Origin of the sequence: Bacteroides sp. MSSM.1001136sp1_RTP21357st2_D2_RTP21359_211015 (assembly GCF_040913205.1) — a bacterium.
Taxonomy (GTDB): Bacteria; Bacteroidota; Bacteroidia; order Bacteroidales; family Bacteroidaceae; genus Bacteroides; species Bacteroides ovatus.
Genome location: NZ_JBDFVF010000014.1, coordinates 113,585 through 139,901, shown reverse-complemented (window position 1 = coordinate 139,901; position 26,317 = coordinate 113,585). Strand labels below are relative to the sequence as shown.

Annotated in this window: 21 protein-coding genes; 5 read left to right on the top strand and 16 right to left on the bottom strand. The window is 44.0% G+C overall.

All coding sequences use genetic code 11. From position 1 onward, the window contains the following. The first annotated feature begins 303 nt into the window (after positions 1-303). From AB5217_RS11095 to AB5217_RS11085, 3 genes are all read left to right on the top strand, one after another. Positions 304-1,815: a bifunctional ADP-dependent NAD(P)H-hydrate dehydratase/NAD(P)H-hydrate epimerase gene (locus tag AB5217_RS11095; RefSeq protein ID WP_004304672.1), complete on the top strand. Its 1,512-nt coding sequence runs from the start codon at positions 304-306 to the stop codon at positions 1,813-1,815. Positions 1,816-1,887: 72 nt separating this feature from the next. Beyond that, entirely contained in the window at positions 1,888-2,955 is a 1,068-nt protein-coding gene (locus AB5217_RS11090; RefSeq protein ID WP_032843182.1) for a DUF4831 family protein, read from the top strand. A gap of 23 nt (positions 2,956-2,978) precedes the next feature. Beyond that, positions 2,979-3,263, top strand: coding sequence for a hypothetical protein (locus AB5217_RS11085; RefSeq protein ID WP_032843181.1), 285 nt, complete (start codon positions 2,979-2,981; stop codon positions 3,261-3,263). Between the two features lie 261 nt (positions 3,264-3,524). Here the strand turns inward: AB5217_RS11085 and AB5217_RS11080 are convergent, their stop codons facing one another. From AB5217_RS11080 to AB5217_RS11005, 16 genes are all read right to left on the bottom strand, one after another. Further along, positions 3,525-3,869, bottom strand: coding sequence for a PqqD family protein (locus AB5217_RS11080; RefSeq protein ID WP_009000585.1), 345 nt, complete (start codon positions 3,867-3,869; stop codon positions 3,525-3,527). Positions 3,870-3,964: 95 nt separating this feature from the next. Beyond that, positions 3,965-5,353, bottom strand: coding sequence for an MFS transporter (locus AB5217_RS11075; protein ID WP_004304668.1), 1,389 nt, complete (start codon positions 5,351-5,353; stop codon positions 3,965-3,967). A 247-nt stretch (positions 5,354-5,600) separates the two neighbouring features. Next, entirely contained in the window at positions 5,601-5,996 is a 396-nt protein-coding gene (secG, locus tag AB5217_RS11070) for a preprotein translocase subunit SecG (RefSeq protein ID WP_004301890.1), read from the bottom strand. Between the two features lie 6 nt (positions 5,997-6,002). Next, positions 6,003-6,776 carry a hypothetical protein gene (locus AB5217_RS11065; protein ID WP_008645322.1) on the bottom strand — a complete coding sequence of 258 codons (774 nt, stop codon included), beginning with the start codon at positions 6,774-6,776 and terminating at the stop codon, positions 6,003-6,005. Positions 6,777-6,781: 5 nt separating this feature from the next. Next, entirely contained in the window at positions 6,782-7,309 is a 528-nt protein-coding gene (gene lptE / locus AB5217_RS11060; protein ID WP_009039716.1) for an LptE family protein, read from the bottom strand. Beyond that, on the bottom strand, positions 7,296-8,537 hold the full coding sequence (locus AB5217_RS11055; RefSeq protein WP_032843180.1) for a sigma-54 interaction domain-containing protein: 1,242 nt from the start codon (positions 8,535-8,537) through the stop codon (positions 7,296-7,298). The genes lptE and AB5217_RS11055 overlap by 14 nt, the downstream gene beginning before the upstream one ends. Positions 8,538-8,546: 9 nt before the next feature. Continuing rightward, entirely contained in the window at positions 8,547-9,641 is a 1,095-nt protein-coding gene (gene pdxA / locus AB5217_RS11050; RefSeq protein WP_004301886.1) for a 4-hydroxythreonine-4-phosphate dehydrogenase PdxA, read from the bottom strand. A 4-nt stretch (positions 9,642-9,645) separates the two neighbouring features. Further along, positions 9,646-10,686 carry a DUF4837 family protein gene (locus AB5217_RS11045; protein WP_004309802.1) on the bottom strand — a complete coding sequence of 347 codons (1,041 nt, stop codon included), beginning with the start codon at positions 10,684-10,686 and terminating at the stop codon, positions 9,646-9,648. Between the two features lie 18 nt (positions 10,687-10,704). After that, positions 10,705-11,739, bottom strand: a complete 1,035-nt coding sequence (gene rlmN / locus AB5217_RS11040; RefSeq protein WP_004309803.1) for a 23S rRNA (adenine(2503)-C(2))-methyltransferase RlmN — start codon at positions 11,737-11,739, stop codon at positions 10,705-10,707. 103 nt (positions 11,740-11,842) lie between these two features. Beyond that, a complete protein-coding gene (locus AB5217_RS11035) occupies positions 11,843-15,196 on the bottom strand; it encodes a DUF4062 domain-containing protein (RefSeq protein ID WP_032843179.1) in 3,354 nt (1,117 codons plus the stop codon). Positions 15,197-15,406: 210 nt separating this feature from the next. Next, a complete protein-coding gene (locus tag AB5217_RS11030) occupies positions 15,407-17,548 on the bottom strand; it encodes a peptidylprolyl isomerase (RefSeq protein ID WP_004304661.1) in 2,142 nt (713 codons plus the stop codon). A gap of 119 nt (positions 17,549-17,667) precedes the next feature. Further along, positions 17,668-18,924, bottom strand: a complete 1,257-nt coding sequence (locus AB5217_RS11025) for a hemolysin family protein (protein ID WP_004314044.1) — start codon at positions 18,922-18,924, stop codon at positions 17,668-17,670. 57 nt (positions 18,925-18,981) lie between these two features. Next, entirely contained in the window at positions 18,982-19,599 is a 618-nt protein-coding gene (lptC, locus tag AB5217_RS11020; RefSeq protein WP_008645327.1) for an LPS export ABC transporter periplasmic protein LptC, read from the bottom strand. 43 nt (positions 19,600-19,642) lie between these two features. Continuing rightward, complete coding sequence (locus AB5217_RS11015; RefSeq protein ID WP_008017009.1) at positions 19,643-20,968, bottom strand: hypothetical protein; 1,326 nt, start codon at positions 20,966-20,968, stop codon at positions 19,643-19,645. A 65-nt stretch (positions 20,969-21,033) separates the two neighbouring features. Continuing rightward, complete coding sequence (locus tag AB5217_RS11010; protein WP_032843178.1) at positions 21,034-22,347, bottom strand: outer membrane protein transport protein; 1,314 nt, start codon at positions 22,345-22,347, stop codon at positions 21,034-21,036. Then, on the bottom strand, positions 22,334-23,122 hold the full coding sequence (locus AB5217_RS11005; RefSeq protein WP_008020984.1) for a type III pantothenate kinase: 789 nt from the start codon (positions 23,120-23,122) through the stop codon (positions 22,334-22,336). Before AB5217_RS11005 ends, AB5217_RS11010 begins: the two co-directional genes overlap by 14 nt. A gap of 386 nt (positions 23,123-23,508) precedes the next feature. On the opposite strand from AB5217_RS11005, the gene AB5217_RS11000 reads away from it, so the two are divergent. Together AB5217_RS11000 and AB5217_RS10995 are read left to right on the top strand one after the other, a co-directional pair. Next, positions 23,509-24,696 (top strand): DUF4105 domain-containing protein, encoded by a 1,188-nt coding sequence (locus tag AB5217_RS11000; protein WP_032843177.1) that lies wholly within the window; start codon positions 23,509-23,511, stop codon positions 24,694-24,696. Next, positions 24,696-26,270: an alkaline phosphatase family protein gene (locus AB5217_RS10995; protein ID WP_032854777.1), complete on the top strand. Its 1,575-nt coding sequence runs from the start codon at positions 24,696-24,698 to the stop codon at positions 26,268-26,270. Before AB5217_RS11000 ends, AB5217_RS10995 begins: the two co-directional genes overlap by 1 nt. Positions 26,271-26,317 lie beyond the last annotated feature (47 nt).

Here is a 26,317-nt window from a genome sequence, read left to right as displayed (position 1 = left end):
TTTTAATAGGATTAAGAAAGAAGAAGACAGTTGAAATAAAAAAGAGATTACCACCAAATTTGACGAAGAACCAGAAATCTTTTTCAGGGAGAAATAAAAGTAAGTTCATAATGGTGCAGCATTGAATTATTTTTTGGCGGAGTTATTCTAACACTTAATAGTTCAAAAGCAGATATTTCTTTGACCAAAAGATAGAACTAATGATGAATTAAAAGTTGCAATTATGGTTTTCTTCCCACAACAAACGGGAAAAGTCAGAAGAATCATGTACATTTGTAATCCGAAAACTAAAAGAACATCGCAATGAAAATATTTCCAAGCAGCAGTATCAAGAAATTGGACGCTTATACCATTGAGAACGAACCTATTGCATCAATCGATCTGATGGAACGTGCAGCAACCGTATTAACAAAAGCCATCACAGACAGATGGAATACGGAAACGCCGGTCACTATCTTTGCCGGACCAGGGAATAATGGCGGAGACGCTCTCGCCGTAGCCCGCATGATGGCTGAAAAAGGATATAAAATCGAGGTATTTCTCTTCAACACGAAAGGAGAACTTTCACCCGACTGCCAGACCAATAAAGAACTGGTAGAAATGATGGAAGAAGTAAAATTCCACGAAATCAGTACCCAATTCGTACCTCCCGTCCTGACGCCCGATCATCTGGTAATCGACGGATTATTCGGTTCAGGTCTGAACAAACCGTTGAGCGGTGGATTCGCTGCCGTAGTGAAATACATCAATTCCTCCCCTGCCATGGTAGTAGCCATCGACATTCCTTCCGGACTGATGGGAGAAGAAAATACATTCAACGTAAAAGCTAATATTATCCGCGCCGACGTAACTTTCAGTCTGCAACTGCCGAAGCTCGCCTTTCTTTTCGCAGAGAACACTGAATTTGTCGGAGAATGGGAAGTGCTGGATATCCAATTAAGCGAAGACGGTATTGAAGAGATGGAGACTAACTACGAAATGTTGGAAATAGAAGAAATCCGTTCACTCATCAAGCCACGCAAACAGTTTGCCCACAAGGGGAACTTCGGCCATGCACTATTGATTGCCGGTTCAAAAGGAATGGCAGGAGCCTCTGTTCTCGCTGCCCGCGCCTGCCTCCGTTCGGGAGTAGGGTTGCTGACTGTTCATGCACCAATGTGCAACAACGACATCTTGCAGACCTCCATACCCGAAGCAATCGTAGAAACCGACATCAACGAAACCTGTTTTGCCGTACCTACCGATACGGACGACTACCAAGCAGTCGGCATCGGCCCGGGACTGGGACGAAACGAGGAAACGGAAGCTGCCTTGTTGGAGCAACTGGAACACTGCCAGACTCCTGTTGTAGTGGATGCCGACGCTCTTAATATCCTCGCCAACCACCGCCATACCCTTACCCACCTGCCGAAGGGTTCCATCCTCACCCCGCATCCGAAAGAACTGGAACGTCTGACCGGCAAATGCCAGGACTCTTACGAACGTCTGATGAAGGCTTGCGAACTGGCCCGTGCCGCCCATGTCCACATTATTTTAAAAGGAGCCTACTCCGCCATCATCACCCCCGAAGGTAAATGTTTCTTCAACCCAACCGGAAATCCGGGAATGGCAACCGGAGGTAGCGGTGACGTACTGACCGGAGTAATCCTGGCGCTGCTTGCCCAAGGTTATCCCACCGAAGAAGCCGCTAAAATCGGCACTTACATTCACGGATTGGCGGGCGATGTCGCTCAAAAGAAGCAAGGAATGATCGGAATGATCGCAAGCGATATTATCACCTGTCTGCCGACAGCATGGCGACTTGTAAGCGAATAAAAGTTAAGAACTTACAGTTTTTTCAATAACTTCATTAACTTTGTTTTCAAAACCAGTTAAAAAGAACCGAATATGAAAAAGTTGATTATAGCAGCAGGACTACTTATGACAACGTCCGCCTATGCACAAACCGAAGTACTGACAGGGGTTACCCGGGGAAAAGATTACGGAGTAGTCTACAGTCTTCCCAAAACCCAAATAGAGCTTGAAATAAAAGCCAACAAAGTCAACTATACTCCAGGAGAATTCAGCAAATACGCTGATCGTTACCTGCGATTGACCAACGTCTCCACCGAACCCGAAGAGTATTGGGAACTGGCTAGTGTGAAGGTGAAATCCGTAGGTGTACCCAACAGCGAAACTACTTACTTCGTAAAATTGAAGGATAAAACAGTAGCACCACTCATGGAACTGACAGAGGACGGCATCGTGAAAACCATCAATGTGCCTTACAGTAAAAGCAGTTCAGACAAGAAAACAGCTCCTGCTCCCACTGTCCTCTCAAAAATAGCGAATCCCCGCGAATTCCTGACCGAAGAAATTCTGATGGCCAGCTCTACCGCGAAGATGGCTGAACTGGTGGCTAAAGAGATCTATAACATCCGCGAAAGCAAGAATGCCTTATTGCGCGGACAAGCTGACAATATGCCTTCAGACGGAGCACAGCTTAAAATTATGCTTGATAATCTGAATGCACAGGAAGAAGCAATGACGCAAATGTTCTCCGGCACTCGTGATAAGGAAGAGAAGACATTCACCGTCCGCCTTACTCCGGACAGGGAATTCAACAACGAAGTTGCTTTCCGCTTCTCCAAGAAACTGGGTGTAGTTGCCAACAATGATCTAGCAGGAACTCCGTTTTATATCAGCTTGAAAGACCTGAAATCAGTCAAGATCCCACAGGAAGACGGTAAGAAGAAGAAAGATTTGGATGGAATCGCCTACAACGTGCCCGGACAAGCAATGGTTACATTGACCGACGGTAAAAAGAAACTTTACGAAGGTGAACTCCCTATTACTCAATTCGGTGTGATAGAATATCTGGCTCCTGTCTTATTCAATAAGAATTCTACAATCAAAGTTTATTTTGATCCGAATACGGGAGGATTGTTAAAAGTGGATAGAGAAGAAGGCAAATAGTAAACTTCTAAAGGGCAAAGAATATGGGTGGTGAAGGACACATGCTCGACATGATACGTCGGCTTAGCGAAGGGCGAGAGGCTTCCCGTCTACGCCGTGAACGTGCCAACGACAAACTGAAGCACTTAAACCGCACCAACGAGCCTTATCCACTGCCCAACACCACTCCCGAGGAAATGGGACGTATCATCCACGACTCGGAGAAAAAGAAAGAAAAGGACAGCAATTATTTCGTTTGGGGGACGCTTATTATCATGGGAGTCCTCATTGCAACTGCCGTGATATTCTGGGCTATTTTCCTTAATTAGATAATTTATTAGATGATAGTTGATAAATGATAGATGGGAGATGCTTCCTAAATGATAAGGGATATTCAGTAAATAAGAAATATAAGTAACTAAAGATATTCTCAAAATACTAAAAAGGTAACTACATCATTACGAATCAGTTGCCTTTTTTCATATCTTTAAACGGGATATTTGATAAACCTCCTTAGGAGGCTGCACTATCATATAACTAGCTATTATGCCGCATAGTAACTATCATTTATCACCTATCATCTAATAAAGTCAATTAATAAAAAGTTTTATAAACCCATCTTTCTGCATTTGAGAAAGATAAGCCGATACACGAGACTCGTATCCCGCTTCATTTTGAAAATGATCTGCGAGTTCTTCTATGATTTCACGAACAGTACGTTTTCCATCTATCAGTTCCCATACAGCCGTACCGTGTTCTTCCAATCGCACATGAAGTTCTTTCGACATTCCTGCCGGTACAAGGAAGCGTTGCATCCACGGATATTTAAAACGGGGAAAGGAGAGCACAATCGTCTCCCCTTCCCTTTCTGCTGTAATATGTTCACTGCGACAGGGAATGACCTCTAACAGGTTGATTTTCTCTTTGGCAGCCATAATTCTTTTTTTTATTTCAGAGCATTAATACTAACCCTCTTTTATTTTCAAACCTTATACTCTCGAATTTATAACGTTACTTCGAATTGTAACTGTTACTTCTGGATATTTGCCTCTTCCAAACCATATCCTTTCTTCTTGTTCTCTGCTTTCAACATCAAAGCAACAATCAGAGCAAGTACACCAAAGAGAGCAAAAATAGTCATCGGCAATGTGTAATCATAAGTCTGTGCACCGTCTACCACCGGACCTTTGCAATAAGTATTCAATACCCATCCGATTAACAAAGGAACACCCATCAGGCCCCAGTTCTGTACCCAGAAAATCAAAGCGTAAGCAGTACCCAGCTGTTTTTCCGGAATAATCTTCGGAACAGAAGGCCACATAGCCGAAGGCACCAATGAGAAAGCAAATCCCAATATAATCATTATAATAGTAGCAAACCACCATATATTCAGTATAGGCAGGGCAAACATGGTATGTACAAAAATTAGCATCAATGATCCGATCACCATCAATGTGGCTCCTTTACCGATACGGTCATATAACGAACCGAACAACGGAGTCAGGATAATTGCACCAATCGGCAACAATCCGGGAATCGTTCCCGCCAGTTTCGGATCTACATTATATTTCTGCACCATCAAGTCGGCAGCATATTTGATAAAAGGGAAGACGGCCGAGTAGAACAATACGCACAGCAATGCGATCAACCAGAATCCCTTATTGGTAATGATATACACAATATCTTTCATACGGAACGGTTCTTCCGGTTCCAAACCTTCTGCATCCAAAGAAGCATCCAATTTCTTATCATAGAAAGTATAAAGGAAGAAAGCAATCGTACCCACGCACAACATAATCAGACAAAACAAAATAGGAGCAGGAATATTGGTATGGAATGCACCACCCTCGTCCGTATATCCGAAGAAGTCTGCCAAAGGAACTGTCAACACCATCGCCAGAGTTGTCCCAATACGTGCCGTAGCCATTTCAAGTCCCATAGCCAATGCCATTTCCTTGCCCTTGAACCATTTCACTATAATCTTGGAAACAGTGATACCAGCAATCTCCACACCTACACCAAAGATAGCATATCCCAATGCAGCCAACGTCACCTGTGTTTTGAATCCGAAGAGCATGGCACCTTCCGGAAAAGTAGTAGAAATCGCATAGTATTTCAATCCACAACCAAACACCATCAATAAGCAAGCTCCCATTCCGGTGAAACGAACTCCCATTTTGTCCAAAATGATACCACCGAAGATCAGCATCAATAGGAATACATTAAACCACCCGTAAGCGCTTGTGAAGAAACCATAATCAAGACTATCCCATAGTAGTTCTTTCTCAAGCATGGGTTTTAGAGGAGACATTACGTCGGTGAGGAAATAGCCGCATAGCATAGTAAATGCGACCAATGCTAGAACACTCCATCGGAGTACGGCGGAGTCATTCAATTTCTGTTTCAAATGTTCTGTCATTGTTATATTTAAAAAAGTAGTTAATAATCTTATACAGCCAACAAAGGTAGTTAAATCTCGTTTGTTTCTATCACAAAGAGATTGTTTTTACAAGAAAAAGTTAAGTGCGGATTACACTGACCACGCGGAACATTGAAAATCCGTGTAATCTGCGTAATCCGCACTTAAATATCAAAGAAATGCAGCATCCGTCTGCACCTTCCCATTAATGGTTTTACCCCAAAGTCTTACCTGACGACGGAGTGAATTACTCTGCTGCAGGAGCAGGAGTTTCAGTAGCCGGTGCCGGAGTTTCTGTAGCAGGTGCATTGGTAGCAGGAGCTTCAGTTTGCGGCGCAGCCGTACCTGCGGGTAAGTTATACGGGTTAGTCTGTTGTTCTTTCTGTGCCTGTTCCAACACTGCGTCTTTAGCAACAGCAGAGCGAGGAACTACATAAGCAGTAGCAATGCTCATTACAACCATAAAGATGGCCAGGCCCCATGTTGCTTTTTCCAGAAAGTCTGTAGTCTTGCGCACGCCCATGATGGCGTTAGATGAAGAGAAACCAGAAGCAAGTCCGCCTCCTTTTGAGTTCTGAATCAGCACGATGAAACACATCAACAAGGCTGCAATAACCATTAAGATAACGAATAATAAGTACATTTTTAGTTATTTTGAATTAGCGTTAATAATCAATTTCTCCAAAAATCTGATTTGGTCTGCAAAGTAAGCATTTTTTTTTGGATATTTCAAGCTTAATTTTTTAATTATTTCAAGAGCTTTTGAATATCGTTGCTGTTTAACATAGATTTTTGCCAAAGTTTCCGTAAAACAGCTGTCATCTTCCTCTTCTTCCTTCATCGTTTCTTCTTCGGTAAGTTCGTCCGAAGAGGTTGGCGAAGATGGCATTTCTTCTCTTAAAGGTTTCATGCAGAGGGGAGAGTCGCTCTCGCTCTTTTCTATAAAGTCGTCAATCAGTTCGAAGCCTTTGAGTTTGGGCGTTTCTTCAGCCGGCTGTTCCGTGGCCGGAGTCTCCTCCAAAAGGAAAGAGGTGTAATCCATCGAATAGTCGAAACTGGTCCGGGCAGTCACCTCTTCGGGTACTGTGGACAAGAAAGCGTCGATCAATGCTAATGTGCGGTCTACGGACGGTTCGTCTTTCAGCACCTCCGTGAGAGGTACTCCCTTTTTCCGTGCCTGCACATCATAGCGGTCACCTTCAATCAACCGGAACAACTGCCGTCTGTCTGCAATGTAAAGAACTGCTTTCCGCAGTTCTCCACCGAAACTAATATCATGGAGAATATACAGATTCTTCAGATACAGCAGACGAAGTGACTGAAAATACGGATACCTCGCAAGAAGATTGCGCAGTTCGTACAAAGTATCCCTATTCAGCGTCTCGGGATGCTGAATCCATTGTTGAAAGTTAACAGAAGTCATTTATATTACCAGTTTGCTACAGTTGCATTAAAAATTTGATCGGTGATCTCTTTAGACATTTCAGCAATCAATCCGTCCTGTACGGCAGTCAACAACTGGGTAGAGTCGTAGGTACGGAACGCAGAAAACTGTTGTTCAAAGTCTTCGGCATGATTGGTGTTGTTGACAAAACGCACATTGACGGTGATAGTCAACTTCGTCTCCGAAGAATAACCGTCGGCAGATACTGCCTGATTGTACTGATTGTACCCTGTGATTTCTCCGTCAATCTGCAAGTCGGCATTCTGATTCGGCTTGAGCAGTTGCAGACGGGTCTGCCGAATGAAGATATCTTTCAGGTCCTCATTGAATTTGGTTGCCAACGGAGCATATACATACTCCGACTTGATCGGGAAGTCGGCTATCGAAATGGTCTTTACCTTATCATAATTGATAGACGATCCGTTAAACTTATAGGAAACAGTGCACGCAATGACTACCAACGGCAAGCCGAACAGTAGCAAAGGGCGTATTATTTTCTTAATCCAATTCATATTCTTTTATTTTTCTATAAAGTGTACGCTCGGAAATATTCAAGTCCTTGGCCGCACTCTTCCGCTTTCCGTGATGCCTTTCAAGTGCTTTGCGTATCATTTCTTTTTCCACTTCGTCCAGTGACAAAGGAGGTTCTTCTACATATTCTTCCGTGTCTTGTATGTCATCGTCATCCTTGCAAACCGCAGGCTGCATGGTATGAATGATCGCAGGTACCGAAGGCTGGTGTGTCGTCACTACCGGAGTAGTAACCACCGTTCCCACTTGTCCTACCTGCCCCACCTGTCCGGCACGTTCCGCCATCAGGTTGTGCACCATCTTCTTCAGCTCCGCCACTTCCTGGCGCATATCAAACAGAACAGAATAAAGAATCTCCCGTTCGCTCTCAAAGCTTTTACTCTCACGCGTTCCCATCAGCGCGGGAAGACGTTGCGTATTTTGTGCGGGAAGATAATTCTGCAAGATAGCAGCAGAAATCTCCCTGTTGGTTTCAATGATAGATATTTGCTCGGTGATGTTCTTCAACTGACGCACGTTTCCGGGCCACGGGTAAGCCAACAACTCTTTCTTCGCATCCTCCGTCAACTGAATAACAGGCATCCGGTATTTCTCTGCAAAGTCTGCGGAAAACTTACGGAACAACAAAAGTACATCGTCACCACGTTCACGCAAAGGCGGTATCTGGATAGGCACCGTATTCAACCGGTAATATAAATCTTCACGGAAACGTCCTTCTGCAATCGCTTGCGTCAGATTGACGTTTGTAGCTGCCACCACACGCACATCCGTTTTTTGTACTTTGGACGAACCTACTTTCATAAACTCGCCACTCTCCAGTACACGGAGCAAACGTGCCTGGGTAGACATCGGCAACTCCCCTACTTCATCAAGGAAAATAGTACCACCGTCGGCTTCGCCAAAGTACCCTTTCCGTTCGCCAATCGCACCGGTAAACGCACCCTTCTCATGCCCGAACAGTTCGGAATCAATCGTGCCCTCCGGAATAGCACCACAGTTGACAGCAATATACTGTCCGTGCTTCCTCCGGCTATATTGATGAATAATCTGCGGAAAACTTTCTTTTCCGACTCCACTTTCTCCGGTAATCAGCACAGACAAATCGGTAGGAGCTACCTGAATGGCAACATCTATGGCGCGCGACAATGCTTCAGTATTTCCAATAATACCGAAACGCTGTTTCACTTGTTGTATCTCTGCTCTCGTCATCACTCGTTTTTAATCTTCGTCTACTGTATCCAGCTTCAGTTTATCACTATCGTCACGTTTCTCGTAATACTGTTTACGCAACGGATTGGCACGAGCCACTTTTTCCCGCTGACGATTACGGAACACATCGATGGCAACATAGATTGCCTGACGGAAAGAATCTTCACAAGCCAATCCCTTGCCTGCAATATCGTATGCCGTTCCATGAGCCGGAGAAGTACGTACTACCGGCAGGCCTGCCGTATAGTTCACCCCGTCTTCCATAGCCAAGGCCTTGAACGGAGCCAGCCCCTGATCGTGATACATCGCCAGGATACCGTCAAAATGAGTATAATTGCCCGAACCCATAAAGCCGTCGGCCGCATAAGGACCGTAGCAAAGGATTCCTTTCTCTTCCATTTCTTTCATGGCAGGGATAATCACTTCCTGCTCTTCCATTCCCAACAAACCACCGTCTCCGGCATGAGGATTGAGAGAGAGCACCGCAATACGCGGAGCGCCGATACCGAAATCCTGTTTCAGACAACGATGGAATATCATCAGTTTCTCCTGAATCAGTTCTTTGGTAATCGTAGTCGCGATCTCTCTGACAGGGATATGTGTCGTCACCAAAGCCACCCGGAAGTCATTCTTCATCAAAATCATCAATGACTTATCACCATTGCCCAGACGTTCTTCGATATATTCCGTATGTCCGGGGAAGGAGAACTCTTCCGACTGAATCGTATGTTTGTTGATCGGAGCTGTTACGATAACATCTATCAACCCTTCGCGATATTCTTCGATGGCACGTTCCAAAGCCCCCAGCGCAGCTTTACCGGCTTCGGGATCGGGTTTGGAAAATTCCACTTTCACCTCATCATCCGTACAGTTCACCACGCTCAAACGGTTGTACCCCGCTTCGGTAGCAGAGTTGACAATGCTGAAATTGGTCTGTATATCCAGCGCTTTGCGATGATAAGCCGCTACTTTCGGTGAGCCATAAATAATCGGAGTACATAGTTCCAACATCGTAGGGTCGGAAAATGTCTTAAGAATCACCTCATAGCCCACCCCGTTAATATCTCCTTGGGTGATACCTATCCTTATCTTGTTATCTTCCATGTTTTTATTTATTAGTTTGTTCCGCTTCCTTAGATGCTTCTCCCAATGGAATCTGCTTCTGCTGAACTTCATTCGGAAGTTTCAGTGTATACAGAGATGCTTCCATCTGGCGTACCAGGTTGCGTTTCATTTTATCAGGTGAATAAACAAATATTTCTGCTGTAATAATTCGTTGGTTTTTCTCGTCCAGACGAGTATGAGACACATACGGACCACCCATAAAGTCGCCCTTCATACGCCACAGGCCACGTGCTTCCATTGTGTAGCTGTTCTGTACATTGATCGGACGGACATCGGTCAGCAAACTATCGGTCGACATATAAACGCCTTCCTTGAATCCGGGGATATTGGCTTTCATCACGGAGTCACGTTTGTGCACAAAATATTCTTTGGTAAACGTATCCTTGTCAGTGTACGGATAAGAGTACATCACAAAGTTACGGTCGGCAGTACCTGTGTTGGTAGAAGCCCAGAAGAAATCATCCCCGGTCTTTGAATTAGCCAGTTCGGCATCCACCCAGATGTCGCATCCGAACAAACTGTCCACTTTCTGCGAAATGAAATTACTGTGTTTCCCTTCCAGGAACGTAATCTGACGGTTCATTTCCGCACGGGTAAAGAAGTCGACAATCGTCTTTTTGTTCTCTTCCACAAACTTCTCGAACTCTTCTTCGTTCGGAGCCTGGATAGTCAATATCATCTGCGGATTGGCATATACGTCCTTCGCATATTTGAACGAGGCTTTCGTATATATATCCTGTATATCTACAATAATAATGTTACGTATCAACTTCAGCGTAGAATCATAATCTTTCGGCGAAGTATACATAATCCGGAAAGAAGGTTCCGACTGCGGCAAACCGGGCATATCAGCATCGAGCGCATCATGTAAAGCCCTTCCGGCAGCACGATCCCAAACACCGTGATCTACTACAACCAAAAGCTCGTAAGCACGACCACTAGAGGTGTGATTTCCTTTCAGACCACAAGATGCAACGACAAAGGCTACCAAAGCGATGCATAAAATAAAAGAATACTTTTTCATGATGTTCGGTTTTATATATTAACTTTCATTATTTTTCTCCTGTTTCGCTGTCGACAGCATACCGCAAGCGGCAAAAATATCTTCGCCCCTGGATGAACGGATAGTGGTGAAAAGTCCGTGTGATGTCAGATAATCACGAAAACGGGTCATCGTATCCATATCCGCCCCCTCGAGGTCTACCCCCGGTATGGCATGAAAACGAATCAGATTCACCCTGCAATCCAGCCCGCGAAGAAGTTTCAGCAACTCTTTGGCATAGACCTGCGAATCATTGAGCCCTTTAAAAACAATATATTCAAACGAAAGTCGACGTTGTTTACTAAAATCATAGTTTTTTAACAGTTCCACCATTTCGGTGATTGAAAACGCCTTTTCCGCCGGCATTAATTCAGCACGCTGAACGGTCAGCGGAGAGTGAAGGCTGATGGCAAGGTGGCAGTCATTTTCTTCGATAAAACGCTGCAATCCTTTCCGTAACCCGACAGTAGAAAGCGTGATACGCTTCGGACTCCATGCGTAACCGTAGGTAGCGGTCAGTAGTTCCAATGCTTTCAATACCTCATCCAGGTTATCGAGCGGCTCGCCCATTCCCATCATTACGACATTAGTCAGTTTGTCCCGTTCCGGCAGCGAATGAATCTGGTTTATGATCTGGCTGGCGGTCAGGTTAGCCGTATACCCCTGTTTACCGGTCATACAGAACTTACAGTTCATCTTGCAACCTACTTGTGACGACACGCACAACGTTGCCCGGTCATCATCCGGTATATAAACCGACTCTACAAAATGGTTCTCACCCACTTTATAAAGATACTTCACCGTACCATCTACAGAGCGCATTTCATCTACCGGAGCTTCCGCTCCCACCTCATAGTTCTGCTTGAGCAACTCCCGGTGTTTCAATGACAAATTAGTCATATCATCAATCGAGGCTACCTTCTTTTCGTAAAGCCAGGATGCAATCTGCTTGGCAGCAAAGCCGGGCATACCCAGTCTTTTTGTCAATGATTGAAGCTCTACAAGAGTCATTCCTAAAAGGGGATATTTAGACATTCTTCTTTCTGTTGATAGTTTATATCTGCAAATGTAAGGAAATAAAGTCGATTTCCGTATAGCAGGAATGTAAAAGTTAACAAAAAAGGGAAGTATGCCTCCGTTATGATTCAACCACGCTGATATATTGAAGTAGCTTTTGCGCCATTTCAGAATCCTCGCCATTCTTTTTCACTTCATGACCGTACGCCTCACGGAAACAAGCCAGCGCCTCTTCCCGTTCATTACAAAAGCTGTGCAAAACCCCTAAGTTCTGACAAGCCAGAATCGTATCTTCTTCCTCCCATCCCAAATACTTCTTTCGCAGTTCGAACTCTCTGAAGAAAGCCTCTTTCGCCATTGGATAATTCTCCAACTTCACATAAGCCTGTGCTTTGTAATAATATACCAGACAGGAAGCATTAGGGTCAGTATCATCGTGAAAATCCAAAGACGTTGCAATACGAATCACGTTATCATAGTCTTTATTCATGTAATACTGCTGCATAATATCACATCTCAATGCTTCATAGCGGACAGTCAGTTCCGCCAGACGCGGTTTTTCGCTGAAATACATTTCATGCAGAAGAGACTCACGGAAGAATAAAGTAGATGCCTGCTCATCGCCACGTTCATTCATCATCCGTTTGAATTCCCTGCACAGATAATACAACTGTTTATGACAAGCGACGATCTGTTTTTTGCTATCTATCTGTATAGCAATGTCCAACGCCTGATTCATCAGCATCCATGCTTCATCGTATCGTTTGATATAATAAAGACATTTACCCTGCATACGCAAACATTTAGCCACTCCACCGGACAGTCTGCCATTCAATGACTCGTGCATTTCAGCTACTTTCCGGAATTTCTCGGCAGCACTCTCTTCCTCATCCTTATAGTAATCACAATAAGCCAGATATTCGGAAAGTTCAATGACTTCTGCCTGACTCTTCTCGTCAGCAGAAGCCGCATGATAATCAAGCGCCCTATTCAAATAGATCGCCGCTTCATTGTATTGCTCATTGTAGTAATATGCCAAAGCTAGATTTCGACAGGTGTTGGCAATCTCCAGTTCCGGAGTCGGTACTATGTTTTCCTGCATCACCAATGCTTTCAGGAAACAGTCGCATGCCGTTTCGTATTCTTCATTACGGGCATACCGACATCCCTCATTCATCTTCAATACCGACTTGGCAATGAGTGGCATGGCAGCACCTTCCATACTCTTCTCACTCACAGCAGCTGCCGCCTTCGTCAGATGGAAAGAACTGCTCAAGAAAGTAGCCATATCATTAGCAATGACAGGAATTAAAAAAGAATCGATCTCATCAAAGTCCAATTCGGCATAGACTTCAGGCGTAACTTCAGGATTGTCGTTCATGATCGCCTTCCAGCTATCTTCCAACAGAGAACGATTCGTACGATACAGAATCTCGAAAATCTCCACATCACAAATCCAATCCTTCAATATATCCCATTCTTGCATCTTATAGCATTGATAGGTAATCTCCACTTTATAGCGATACGAATCATGGTAGCAGAACTGTTTCATGCGATAGTTATAATCGGCAAAAGTCAACGGATGGGAAAGGATCTCTTCCTCATCCAGCAGAGCGGAAATAATTTCATGGCGACTATCATCTATACATTCGTCATCTTGAGCGAAATAGCGTTCGATCGCCTCTACCATTTGTGTATCACCAATGCAATATCGTCCTCCTTTGTTGGTGAGCCAGCTGCTCATTTCCACTCTCAACTGCGACCAAAGTATCTGATTAATGTCTGCCATGCTCTTCACTTCATCTTCGGTAAATCCTTCTAAAGTAAGTGAAAGCATCAGAAGCGTTCTTCCAATCTCTTCGGAACCATAATCAGCCGACAAACGCCGTAGCACACTGTCATAGAATTGCCCAACCTCATTGAGCCGGCAATATCCACGCATATATTCATTGAGAGCATCGTACTGACCGAACGAAACCAGCTCGTTGAGCAATACACTTAAACAGCGCGGTTGTTTAGCCAGCACCCACGAAGCAAGAATATCTTCCTGCTGTGCAGACAAAGCCTTGGAGTAAGTAGACAAATATTGCTTTGAGAACGACTTGGCATCCGCCTGTGAAAAGCCATTCAACTGGAAATGAGCGTAGCCATTCTGAACAAAGGGCAGGTAAGCAGTGGATGACGCCGAAAAGCTCAACACGACTTTCACATTCGGGGGAATAGATGCAAATAAAGAAAACAGGGATGCTTCAGTCGGATTCAGATAACTGATGTCATCAATCAGCAAAATGATAGGATATCTTGATGCACCCAACGCACTCCACAACTGACTGAACTTTTGGATAGAATTCAAATCTTCTTCAATCTCCTTGAGGTTTCGAAGTGTGTTCCCTGAAAAAGTGTTCAAGCCAGCATCTCCCATCAAAACCGAGTTTTTCACGGCGTCCATGATGGATTTGGCAGTGCTTTGGGTCGAGTCCAGTTCTTTTGAAACTTCCGCCGCGAACAAATTTTCTTCACCCAAAGATTGATGCTTGAGTGCGTTCTGGCATTTGGAAGCTAACATTCTCGCCAACGTTTCCGGATAAGAAGACAATGTAGTACTATCCAAGCGATGATAGATGGGAGTCATCGGCATATCATTGTTCACCAAATCGCTCCAATGAGCCAACAAAGCGCTCTTGCCAAGACCGCAACCGCCCGTTACCACCAGGCACCGTTGTTCATCCGCCGCCAAAAAATCAGCAAACGCCTGATCTGCTTCAGGTATTGGGTGATAGTTGAATAAGAGTTCATTGCGCGTCAGTTGTTCTTGCAATGCTTGATTATCTTCAACGGTCAGTACATCCGGAAACTCCCGTTCAAGCAATTCCGTAAAAGCAGCTTCCACAAAGTTACACAACTGATCGGGCGAATCATACTCCTGCACAGGATAACGATCCTGTTGCAAAATACTCTCTTTCAGACGTTTCAATTTAAGAGACTCCTCTTCAGGGCAAGACAGATTATCATCTGCCGACTGTTTTATATAAAAATAGGCATGTAACGGATTGGGATTGCGCAGTACACCAAACTGCATTTCAATTTCCGTCACACTCAAATGGTGATTCAAGTCATCTTCTATCCAACGATATTCCAAGCTGTCATTGAGAGTTTGAGATAAATCTTCATAACTGGGACACCATCCATAGCGGTCGCCTACCATACCAATGAAGAAAGGCCGGGAGTTAACGATCTCTTTCAGGCATATTTCAACAACCTTGCCGCTTTTCGCATCTTCTTCTGTGATTCCCCAACGCAAATCAACCAATGAAATGGTGGCACCACGGCTGGCAGCCTTCACTTGCAAACCCTTAAAGAGTTTGACTAATGCAGAACGTTCCATCTCCATGTCTCTGAACGTTGACGAAAGGAATACACGGATAACACGTGAATTTTCAGCGGGAACTGAATACTGGGCTAGTTGTTTAGTCATAATATAGATTCGTATTAGTTAATGAAGTATTTCGCAAAGCCAATTGATAAAGATTGGCAAGATATGGAAATTTAATCAGATAACAAAGACCATAAACAAAAAAACGACCACAAAAAAGGCACGGATTACACGGGTTTCGCGGTTCCCTCATAAGTTTAAACCGCGTAAATCCGTGTAATCCGTGCCTAATATCTATTACTTGCTACTTGTTTAGAAGAACAAGAAGCGTGTATCTTTTACGTTTGCTTTCAGATACAAATCATTCATCAGACGGCTGGCAAAACGTGCGTGCATGTTAGTCAGCGTAGCTTCTTCTGCTTTTGCGTCGAATGTTTCGTTCAGTTTGTCCTTGCCGTATACCTGCAATACAAATACTCCGGCATTACCTTTGATAGGAGCGCTCAACTGATTTACTTCAGCTGCAGAAGCATAAGCACCTACCAGCGGTTCGCTGCTGCGCAATGCTGATACGTATGCAGGAGCTGCAAAAGTAACCATCTTCAAAGAGTCGCTGACTGCATTAGTCATCTCTTTGTACTGGTTGAATGAAGTTGCATTGGCAGCTTTCATATCAGCCATAATCTTTTCAGCTTTCTTGTCTTTTACGATTTCAGCTCTCAACTGATCCTGTACTGCTTTCAACGGACGATATCCTTCCGGCTTAATGCCTACCAGACCTACTACCATCATGTGATCGCTTTCGCCACATTCGTACAAGCCGGAAACATCACCCGGTTTTGCTTTATCAAACGCCCATCTCAACGCTTCTTTTGTACCTCTTACACCACCGATATTGTGTTCAGAGCTACTCAAATCCATTCTGTCGAGCAATCTGTAACCGGCTTCTTCAGCGTTAGCTACCATCTTTTCTACACTAGGATTAGCTGCGATAAACTGGCTGAAATCATTATAAGCGCGGTTATAAGTTTCTTTGCTGAACTCAACTTCACGTTTGATAACAGCTACTTTATATTTGTCTTTTACAGATTTCTTGTTCGTTACCTGAAGAATTACGTTTGCTTGTCCCATCGGCAAGTTTACCAATTCGTTCACACCTGTATTGTTGATAGCAGAGATGAATTTCAGGTTATCACCATCTATCTGTGCACCTTCATATTGTGCAGAAGTTAGCCAGTTTGCATCACCAGTCTGACCATATTTCTTTGCCAGATCAGCAAAGTTAGCACCACCCTTGATCGCGTTGTAGATACTGTCAGCCAAGGTCTTTGTCTTCAAAGCATCTTCTGCGTATACCTGAATCTGACGGAATTCGACAGAGTCGGCAGCAGCAGCTTTAGCTACAATTTTGAAAGAGTTGATTGTATTGTCGGCACCGTTATAGTAAGGACCATAAATAGTACCTACCGAAGCAGAGTCCAAACGGGCAACTACATCTGACGGGAAAGCTGTTTTGTTATAAAACAAGTCTACATAAGGAGCTTCCGAGCCAGTCGAGCGGATGAAAGAAGTATAATCTTCCGTAGTAGTAGCCAACTGTTCAGTAGCTTCGTCCACTTCTTTCTGGATAGCAGCCCTGTCTTCAGCACTTGCAGTCACTTGTACATCAATGTACTTGATGTCACGAGTTTCCTGATATTGCTTGAATTGTTCTTTCTTCTTGTTATACAAGTCTTTCAGTTCCGATTCTTTCACTACGATTGTAGAGTCCACTACAGAAGAGTAAGGAATACCAGCCATCAACACGTTGTACTGGTTCACTCTTGCATCGAAAGCGTCCTGTGCTTCCACCGGATTGGAAAGAAGAGCTTTAGACACCAATGCCTGATACTTTTCTGCCAGACGGCTCTCGATCAGAGTTTTCTGAATGAAAGACCAGTATTTATACATGTTATTGTATTGTTCAGCATACTGTGCCGGCATTTGTGATTCGCTCATCTTGGCATATTCCACGAGGAACTTGTTCAACATATCCTTGTCGAAGTTTCCTGTTTGCGGATTCTGGAAAGGAGTTTGTCTCAACAAAGGATGAACGCCTGCTTTCAGGATGTCCTGGATTTCAGCAGCAGAAACAGTCAGTCCCAGTGCTTTTGCTTCTTTTTCGATCAGTTTATTGTTTACGTAGGAACGCCATACTTCATCGCGCACCTGATTGGTTTGTTCGTCATTCAAGGCGGTCACCCCACGCATGAGTTTCACCACTTCGGTATATTCTTCTACCAAATTCTGATACTCTTGAGCGGAAAGAGCGTCTCCGTTCACCTCACCTACGTCATGTGCCTGATGCGGCTGCATCACCTTCCATGCGTCACCCGCAATGAAAGCAAACAGCGCCAAGCCGATAACAATCACCAATAGAGGTCCTTTCGACCTAATGTTTTGTAACGTTGCCATTTTGATTAATACGATTTATGTTTATTATTATTTCTTTCTTTTGTCGTTTTAGCGCACGAAGATACAAAAAATGCTAATATGCATCTATTTATTGGCTAAAAATTTCTTGATTATCGTCATTATTCCAAGACTTTTAATCGCACGAGTTCTATTTTTGTCGCTGTGACCTTAATTATCTTGAATTGATAACGTCCCACCCGCACCACTTCATGCAACTTCGGGAAGCTCTGATATTGGTTCAGGATCAACCCTCCTACTGTCAGATAATCATCCGACTCGGGCAAGTCGAGTCCGTACGTCTCATTGACTTTTTCTATTTCCAGGCGGGCGGACAACACATACTCGCGTTCGTCGATCTGCTTGCTGATATAGGAAGTGTTATCGTGTTCGTCTTCTATATCTCCAAAGATTTCTTCAACGAGGTCTTCCAAAGACACGATGCCGGACGTACCGCCAAATTCATCCACCACTACGGCAATCGTTTTCTTTTGCTGCATGAAGAGTTTCATCAGTTTATGAGCGGACATGGTTTCGGGCACAATCGGCACTTGTTTCACATTCTCATGCCAGTTTTTCGGGGCACGGAACATTTCCGACGAATGGATATAACCGACTACGTTGTCGATATTCCCGTCATATACGATTATCTTGGAGATTCCGGATTCTATGAAGCGGCTTTTCAGCTCGTCCAGCGAGGTAGTCAAATCGACAGCCACCACTTCGGTACGGGGAACGATGCAGTCGCGGATTTTTATGTTCGAGAAGTCGAGGGCGTTCTGGAAGATTTTCACTTCCGTGTCCAACTCTTCTTCATTTTCGGCATTATCAATGCTGCTTTGTACGAAATAGTCCAGGTCGACTTTTCCAAAAGCTCTGTCGGACGCATCCTTATTAACCTTCATTCCAAAGAGGCGAAGGAAAATACAAGACAAGCCGGAGGCTAATTTGGAGATGGGATAGAGAACCACATAACAAACAATAAGCGGAATGGCAAAAACATTCAAGACCAGATTAGGATTGATTTTGAAGATTGTTTTCGGCAAAAACTCTCCGGTCACCAGAATAATCAGGGTAGAAATAACGGTCTGCGCCAACACCATCAGGAAATGATTGTCAATGAATCCCGCCAGCAGATTATCGCCGATAATCTGTGCCATCAGAATACCATAGATGACTAGTGCGATATTATTCCCCACCAGCATGGTAGAGATAAATTCATTCGGGTTCTTGAAGAAGATAGAAAGGATGCGGGACGTAATTCCCCCCTTGCGTTCCATCTCAAAACGCAGTTTGTCTACCGACACAAAGGCAATCTCCACTCCTGAAAAGAAAGCGGAAAAGACCATGGTGATAATTAGAGAGATATAAATATTCATAAGTTTTGATTTACGATCAGACGATTTACGAGATATGGTACAATGATATGACTTCGCCTATTTCGCAGTATCTTTATTCACTGAATCCGGCAGTGCTTTTGTTTCCGGTTGGGGCGGACCGCTACTTGCTTCCTCGTCCACATAGAAAATACCTTCAATATTACGAATGGTATATATAGTCATTTGCTGGTTCGAGTCGAAGCCGTGTCCTGTGATAATTCTGTCCGGTTGCTGGATACGTATAAACTTGTCGGAATACACTTTTTGAGTGGCCTCATTCCAGTAGAGCAGTTCGGTATTAAAACGCTCTCCTTTGCGGTTCTGTATATCCACATTCCCTATCAGCTTCCAAAGCCTTTCTTTGTCATAATAATAGGCAGTATCTGCCTTAATACTGGCTTCTACGTTAAAGATAGAGTCGAACTGCTCCATATACACACCTTTTTCAAACGCCCAATACGAAGGCTTTTTACGGTCGTACATCATCCACTCTTCCGTGTTCACCCTATAACGTGTCACTCCGGAATCGGAAATAAGGGTAGTAACCCCCAATGTAGTCATCACCGGAAGAGAATCACGTTCTGTGATAGCCTCTCCCATAGCTTTCTGTTTTCCGCCACAGGAAGATAATAAAAGAAGCATAACAACCACCCCGAAGGTGATTGTTATGCTCATGCTTTTATGCAACAAACGGTTTCTTCGTTTTCGCAACATACGGTTATCTAATCGTTGTAGTCTCTCCTATCCAACCGCCGATAGTGATGCGGTCGCCTTGCTTGTAACCTAACATAAACAGGTCTTTAGCTTGTGGAGTATGACCAGAATATCTACCGATCAAGCTGTTAGCTTCTTCAGCTACGCTCGGATCTACTTGTTTTGCACGTTGCAGTTTGTCGATTACTGCAAAGTAAGTACACTTGTTCAAAGCTGACTCGTCGCTCCAGTTAGGGCTCATTGCATACAGATTGGCAATCAGGATATATGGAGCACCATAGTTTTCATTGAACCCGATAGCTTTCTGGCAATATGCTCTTGCTTGAGACAGTTTTTTAGCAGAAGCCAATACTGCTGCGGCAGCGTATGCTTTTTCAGCTTTCTTCACGTTGTCAGTTTCCAATCCAATGGCTTCGTCGAAGAATTTGACAGCACCGTCAATGTCACCTTTCTTAAATGCTTGGTAAGCACATCCGGTAGCGGCATCTGCACTAGGTTCTATTTTGTACACATAGAAAGCAGCCTGTTGATAAGCTTCGCTTTCCGTACATCTCATCATTTTCATGATGTCGATTACTTTCTTCAAGTAAGCCAGGTCTGTTTGGTTAGCTTCTACTTTCGGTCCATAGATGTTTTGCAGTGATTCGCAATCAGCCGTTCCGCTGTTTACAAACAAAGCAACCAGATTATCTTTGATACCTTGCAAGTTTTTCTTCTTTGCTTCGTTCGTTTCAGCGGCAATAGCAGCATCAGCATATTCAGAAGCAGCCAGATAATCCTGAATGAATTGTTCCTTATGGTTAGGATCTGTTTTCAGTTTATCCAAAGACATTTGCAAGAAATAGAAGATAGTAGCGGCAGCAGATTCAGCTTTTACTGCATTTACCGACTGGCTCAACCATTGATAAGCCTGATTAACATCAATTTTCGGAGCGAAAGCGATGTAATCTACTGCTTTGATACCCAGAGCTTCATCAGCAGAAGACACTTTTGTACCTTTAGCCAAGAACTCATCTGTGTATTTGATACGCAAATCATGCGTATTCATCAGCTCATCAAAATATTTCTGATATTCCGGATTATTCCTATCCTTGATTTGTCCCATCAAGCCTTTCAGAATTTTATATCCGTCAGTAAAAGTATAGAAACGAAGCGTCGGGCAGTTTTCCAACACAGCTTTCCAAGGAGTATACGCATCTTTAAAGTTACCTGCACGCACAGCTTCATGCGAGATACTACTGTTCGAGTTACAGTTAGTCGCATCCTGTGCTACCACAGTGGTTGCCCCTGCCGAAAGGAACAACATAGCCACAAGCGTTTTAATTTTCATTGTATCTAAATTTTAGTTGTTATTATTATAGTCGTCTATTCTTTCTCTTCTTACATTCATCCCAATTACTCTACTCTGCGCTTGAAGAACCAACGTTCGTTGAACGTCAATCCGATGCTAACGCGGAAGATATTTTCGTTTACAAAGGTCGATTCCTGTCCACTTACACGAACAAACTGTCCACTGATGCTAAGGATGGAACGGGAACGAGGCACAGGCAGACCGAAACCGGCTGTTACGCCATATTCGCGGGCTGCGTCTTTACCGCCAATCTTATAATACGGAGTCGTATAATAAGCTCCCAAACGATATTTGATGTGGGATAAATAGGAACGTCCAATCAAATTGGGAATATATTCCGTACCCACTGATATTTTATGACGGTCGCAATACGTGTATGTTTCATTAAAATCTTCACGTACAGCATCATCCGCTGTATTTACGTCAAACTTAGCTTTTGACCACTGCTGCAAACTATAATCCAGACCGACAGTCAAACGTTTGTCATAGTTATATGTAAAGCCGACGCCAAAAGTATTAGGCACTTTAAGTGTAGCATCCGGGTTCAAGGTGGTAGTAGAAACAGCTGTACCCGTAGAGTTTGATACCATTTGCGTCGTTACACTATAATCATTACCCAGTTTCAATTCCGGAGAATACACAGCTCCAATTGTTACTGAATGCTTTTTGTCAATATCCAATGTATATTGTGCTCCAAAATCTAGTTTATAACTCGAAACTGATGCAATCGACTGGTGATTATAATTATAAGCACCTGATACACTTGGATAATAAACAACACGTGTACGGTTTATATCTCCCCAAAAATAAGAAGCGTTCACACCTACCGAAAGGTTTTTGAGCACCTTCACACCCAATCCGGCATATAATTGATGCAAGCCTCCATCCCCGGTATAATTTCTTGCATAATCAGCCGTAGCACCAGTCCCCGGATCAGTTGCAGTCTGTGTATCCGATACAGAATATCCCACATTGGAGAACGGCAACAATCCGATACTCATCGCTATCCTCGGATGCAAACGAAATTGCATAGCCAGATAGTCGAAGCTAGAGTTTTTAGCGTTCAGTTTCACACCGCCACCACTAATATTCATATTTTGCAGACTAACGCCTCCTTCAAAAATAAACGTCAACGAGTCAATGGCTGTATACGAAGCAGGATTCAGCGGATTGATCTGTGCTCCATCCCGAAGTCCAAAAGCAATTCCCCCCATCGCCTTGCTATTCCCGAAACTCTGATCGGACAAGTCGCCATAGCCATATCGTGTATAAGGAGAGTTTGTATTATTTTGAGCGATTGCCATTCCGGTAACCATCGTGAGCAAAAGCGCACAAAGTGTGTGTTTAAATCCTACCATTATTATAGTTTAAAATTCTATTTAATCCTTTCAACACTAAAAATCTATCTGCAAAGATGATACTTTTTACGCTGCTATCAAAAGAAAAATCATCTCCGCCCGTTAAAAAAACCAAAAGTTCAGGATATTTATGCTTCATAGACTCAATATAACCTGAAATTTCGTATTCCATCCCTTTCATCACTCCGGCGCGTATAGCCGTTTCAGTGTCCCGTCCCATCGGGAGTTTGCGCCCGTTGGTGTCTACCAGAGGCAAACGTCCCGTAAACTGATGCAGTGCCTTGAAACGCATCTGCATACCGGGAGAAATATTACCGCCATGATACTGGCCTTTTGAGTCGATAAACTCGTAAGTAATGCAAGTTCCCGCATCAATCACCAATATATCCCGATGAGGAAACTGCTCATTAGCACCCACTACGGCAGCCATACGATCATACCCCAATGTTTCGGGAGTTTCGTACAGGTTGACAACCGGAAGCGGAGTCTGATGATTGAGCCAGAGCAAAGGAAACGGCAAAGCGGCCAAATCAGCTAAAACCTTTTCGTTTAGATCAATGACAGTAGCCACAATCCCCTGTTCAACCGGATATTGAGAACAAAGAGCTTTCAAGCAACCCAGCGACTGATTGGATTCAGCTACTACATCCACCATTTCTCCGCCGTCGAAGAAAGCAATCTTTGCCTTTGTATTTCCTATGTCGATTATTAAATTCAAATCTTTTGGTTCTTTAGCGGGCGCAAAGGTAAAGTAAAAAAAGAAAAGTTGAAGCATAGAAGAGGAATTATCTTCTTTTTTCATTTTAGAAATCCCCCCAAACAAAAAAATCGAACTATCTATTTTTAAATAGATCAATTATCTTTTATTGTTTATTATGTATTCCACTTTGCGTTCGGCAGTCCTTTTTTATTACATCATAAACAACTAATAAGCAACAGATTACAAGAGAAAAACAGCGTTCCAAAAAGTGTTCCACTATTTTGTAACCGATTTTCCGTTCAAGCAGAAACATTATTTCACCCAAACAGAGGCTCCATTTAAAGAAAACAGCGCCTCTGTTTAAGCCATATAGAGCCTTTATTCTGATAAAATAGAGGCTCCGTTTTCCCGAATCCAACTATTCTTTCTATATTTGCCACCGAAATAAAACGAACCAGCTAATGAAACGGTTTTTCTCATACACCATCCTCTCCTTCTTCCTGTTGCTTCTGCCCACCGGACAAGCATCTGCCAACAACAACGACTCCACCCGTTTGAGCCTGTTGACTTGTGCCCCCGGAGAGGAAATATATTCCCTATTCGGACACACTGCCATCCGTTACGAAAATCCTTCACAAGGGATTGACATTGTATTCAACTACGGACTGTTCAGTTTCAACACTCCCAACTTCATCTTCCGCTTCTCGCTCGGAGAAACAGACTACCAACTGGGAGCAACGGATTATGAACGTTTTGCAGCTGAATACGCATTTTTCGGACGCAGCGTATGGCAGCAAACGCTGAATCTGACCGATGAAGAAAAGACAGAACTAATCCGGTTATTACAAGAAAATTATCGTCCGGAAAACCGGGTATACCGTTATAATTTCTTTTACGACAATTGTGCTACCCGCCCCCGGGACAAGATAGAAGAAAGCATTGCAGGAAAAGTGATTTATCCCGCAGAACCACAGGATGGCTCCCTCACTTTCCGCGACATTGTACATCAGTATTGCAAAGGACATCCGTGGGCACGTTTCGGCATTGATCTCTGTATCGGAAGTGAAGCCGACCAGCCCATCACACAACGTCAGATGATGTTTGCCCCATTCTACCTGATGGATGCTTTCGATGGTGCACAAATTAAAGGCGATTCTATCCAGCGCCCACTCATAACGGCCAACGAACTGGTTGTTGATGCCACTCCCGAACCGGATGAAAGCGACTGGATGCCTACTCCGCTTCAATGCTCCTTACTCTTATTCATACTGACAGCCGCCGCCACAATCTATGGAATCCGCCGGAGAACCGGATTATGGGGAATCGACCTCTTCCTTTTTGGTATAGCAGGTATTGTGGGATGCGTCCTTGCATTTCTCGCACTCTTCTCCCAACACCCGGCAGTCAGCTCTAATTTCCTATTACTGGTATTCCATCCGGGGCAACTTCTTTTCTTGCCATACATTATATATTGTGTCCGAAAAGGGAAGAAATGTTGGTATTTAACCCTGAATCTGGCGGTTTTAACACTTTTTATAGTGCTTTTTCCGGTAATTCCGCAAAGATTTGACTTTGCTGTTGTACCTTTGGCACTCGTTTTGCTGATACGTTCAGCGAGCAATCTGATTGTGACATCTAAAAAGAAATAATGAAAGGACTACTAACTTCCCTCATCACCGTACTGACTTTCACCGGGCTACAAGCCCAGTCACTACCTGCCGCCCCTAAATTAGTGGTAGGGCTGACGATTGACCAATTACGTACGGACTATCTGGAAGCTTTTTCGTCACTCTACGGTGAGAAAGGCTTCAAACGTCTTTGGAAAGAGGGAAGAGTGTTCCATAATGCCGAATATACCTTCTGCGGTATAGACCGCGCTTCTGCCATAGCGGCTATTTATAGCGGTACGACGCCTTCCATGAACGGAATTATTTCTCAACGCTGGATGGATGCCTCTACCCTTCGCCCCGTCAACAGCACAGACGACACGGCATTTATGGGGTATTACACCGACCAGACTGTCGCCCCCACCAAACTTCTGACTTCAACCATTGCCGACGAGCTGAAAATAGCGACACAAGGCAAAGGACTCGTATATGCCATTGCACCTGATTGCGATGCCGCACTTTTTGCAGCCGGACATGCCGGAAACGCTGCTTTCTGGCTCAATCCCAACACCGGAAAATGGAGTGGAACCACCTATTATGGAGAGTTTCCGTGGTGGGCAAGCCAATATAACGACCGTCAAGCGATCGATTTCCGTATTGCCGGTATGACATGGGAACCCATATTTCCCCGGGGCATGTACACTTTCCTGCCAGATTGGCGGGATATGCTCTTCAAATATAAATTTGATGATGACCGCAGTAATAAATACCGCCGCTTCATCGCCAGCCCTTTTGTGAATGATGAAGTGAATGCGCTTGCCGAAGAAGCATTGAACAAAAGCTCCATCGGCATGGATGACATTACTGACTTATTGGCACTCACTTATTATGCAGGAAACTATGCGCACAAATCCGTACAGGAATGTGCTATGGAAATACAAGACACCTACGTGCGTCTTGACCGCAGCATTGCCGACCTGCTCGAAGTTCTTGATAAGAAAGTAGGACTACAAAATGTACTTATTTTCGTCACTTCCACCGGATATATAGACAGCGAATCGCCTGATTCGGGATTGTACAAAGTGCCCGGCGGAGAGTTTTACCTCAACCGTTGTGCGGCTCTATTGAATATGTACCTGATGGCTACATATGGCGAAGGAAAGTATGTGGAAGCTCACCATAACCAGCAGATTTATCTGAATCATAAGTTATTGGAAAAGAAAGAACTGAATCTGGCAGAGATCCAACAAAAGTCAGCAGAATTCCTGATGCAGTTCAGCGGAGTGAACGAAGCCTATTCGGCTAACCGGCTATTGCTGGGTTCATGGACTCCGGAAATCTACAAAATACGTAACGGCTACCACCGCAAACGTTCGGGTGACCTCGTAATCGACGTCCTCCCCGGATGGACTATCGTCAACGAGAACGGCGGCGACAACAAGGTGGTACGTCATTCCTATATTCCCTCACCGCTGATTTTCATGGGGTATTCCGTGAAACCGGCCATTATCCAGACACCTGTAACCATTGACCATATTGCGCCTACACTGGCACATTTTATGCGTATCCGGGCTCCCAACGCCTGTACTTCTGCTCCTATTACCGACCTTCGGTAAAAATTTACTCACAAAAACAGGGAGCAAAACATAAATAAATCAGCATT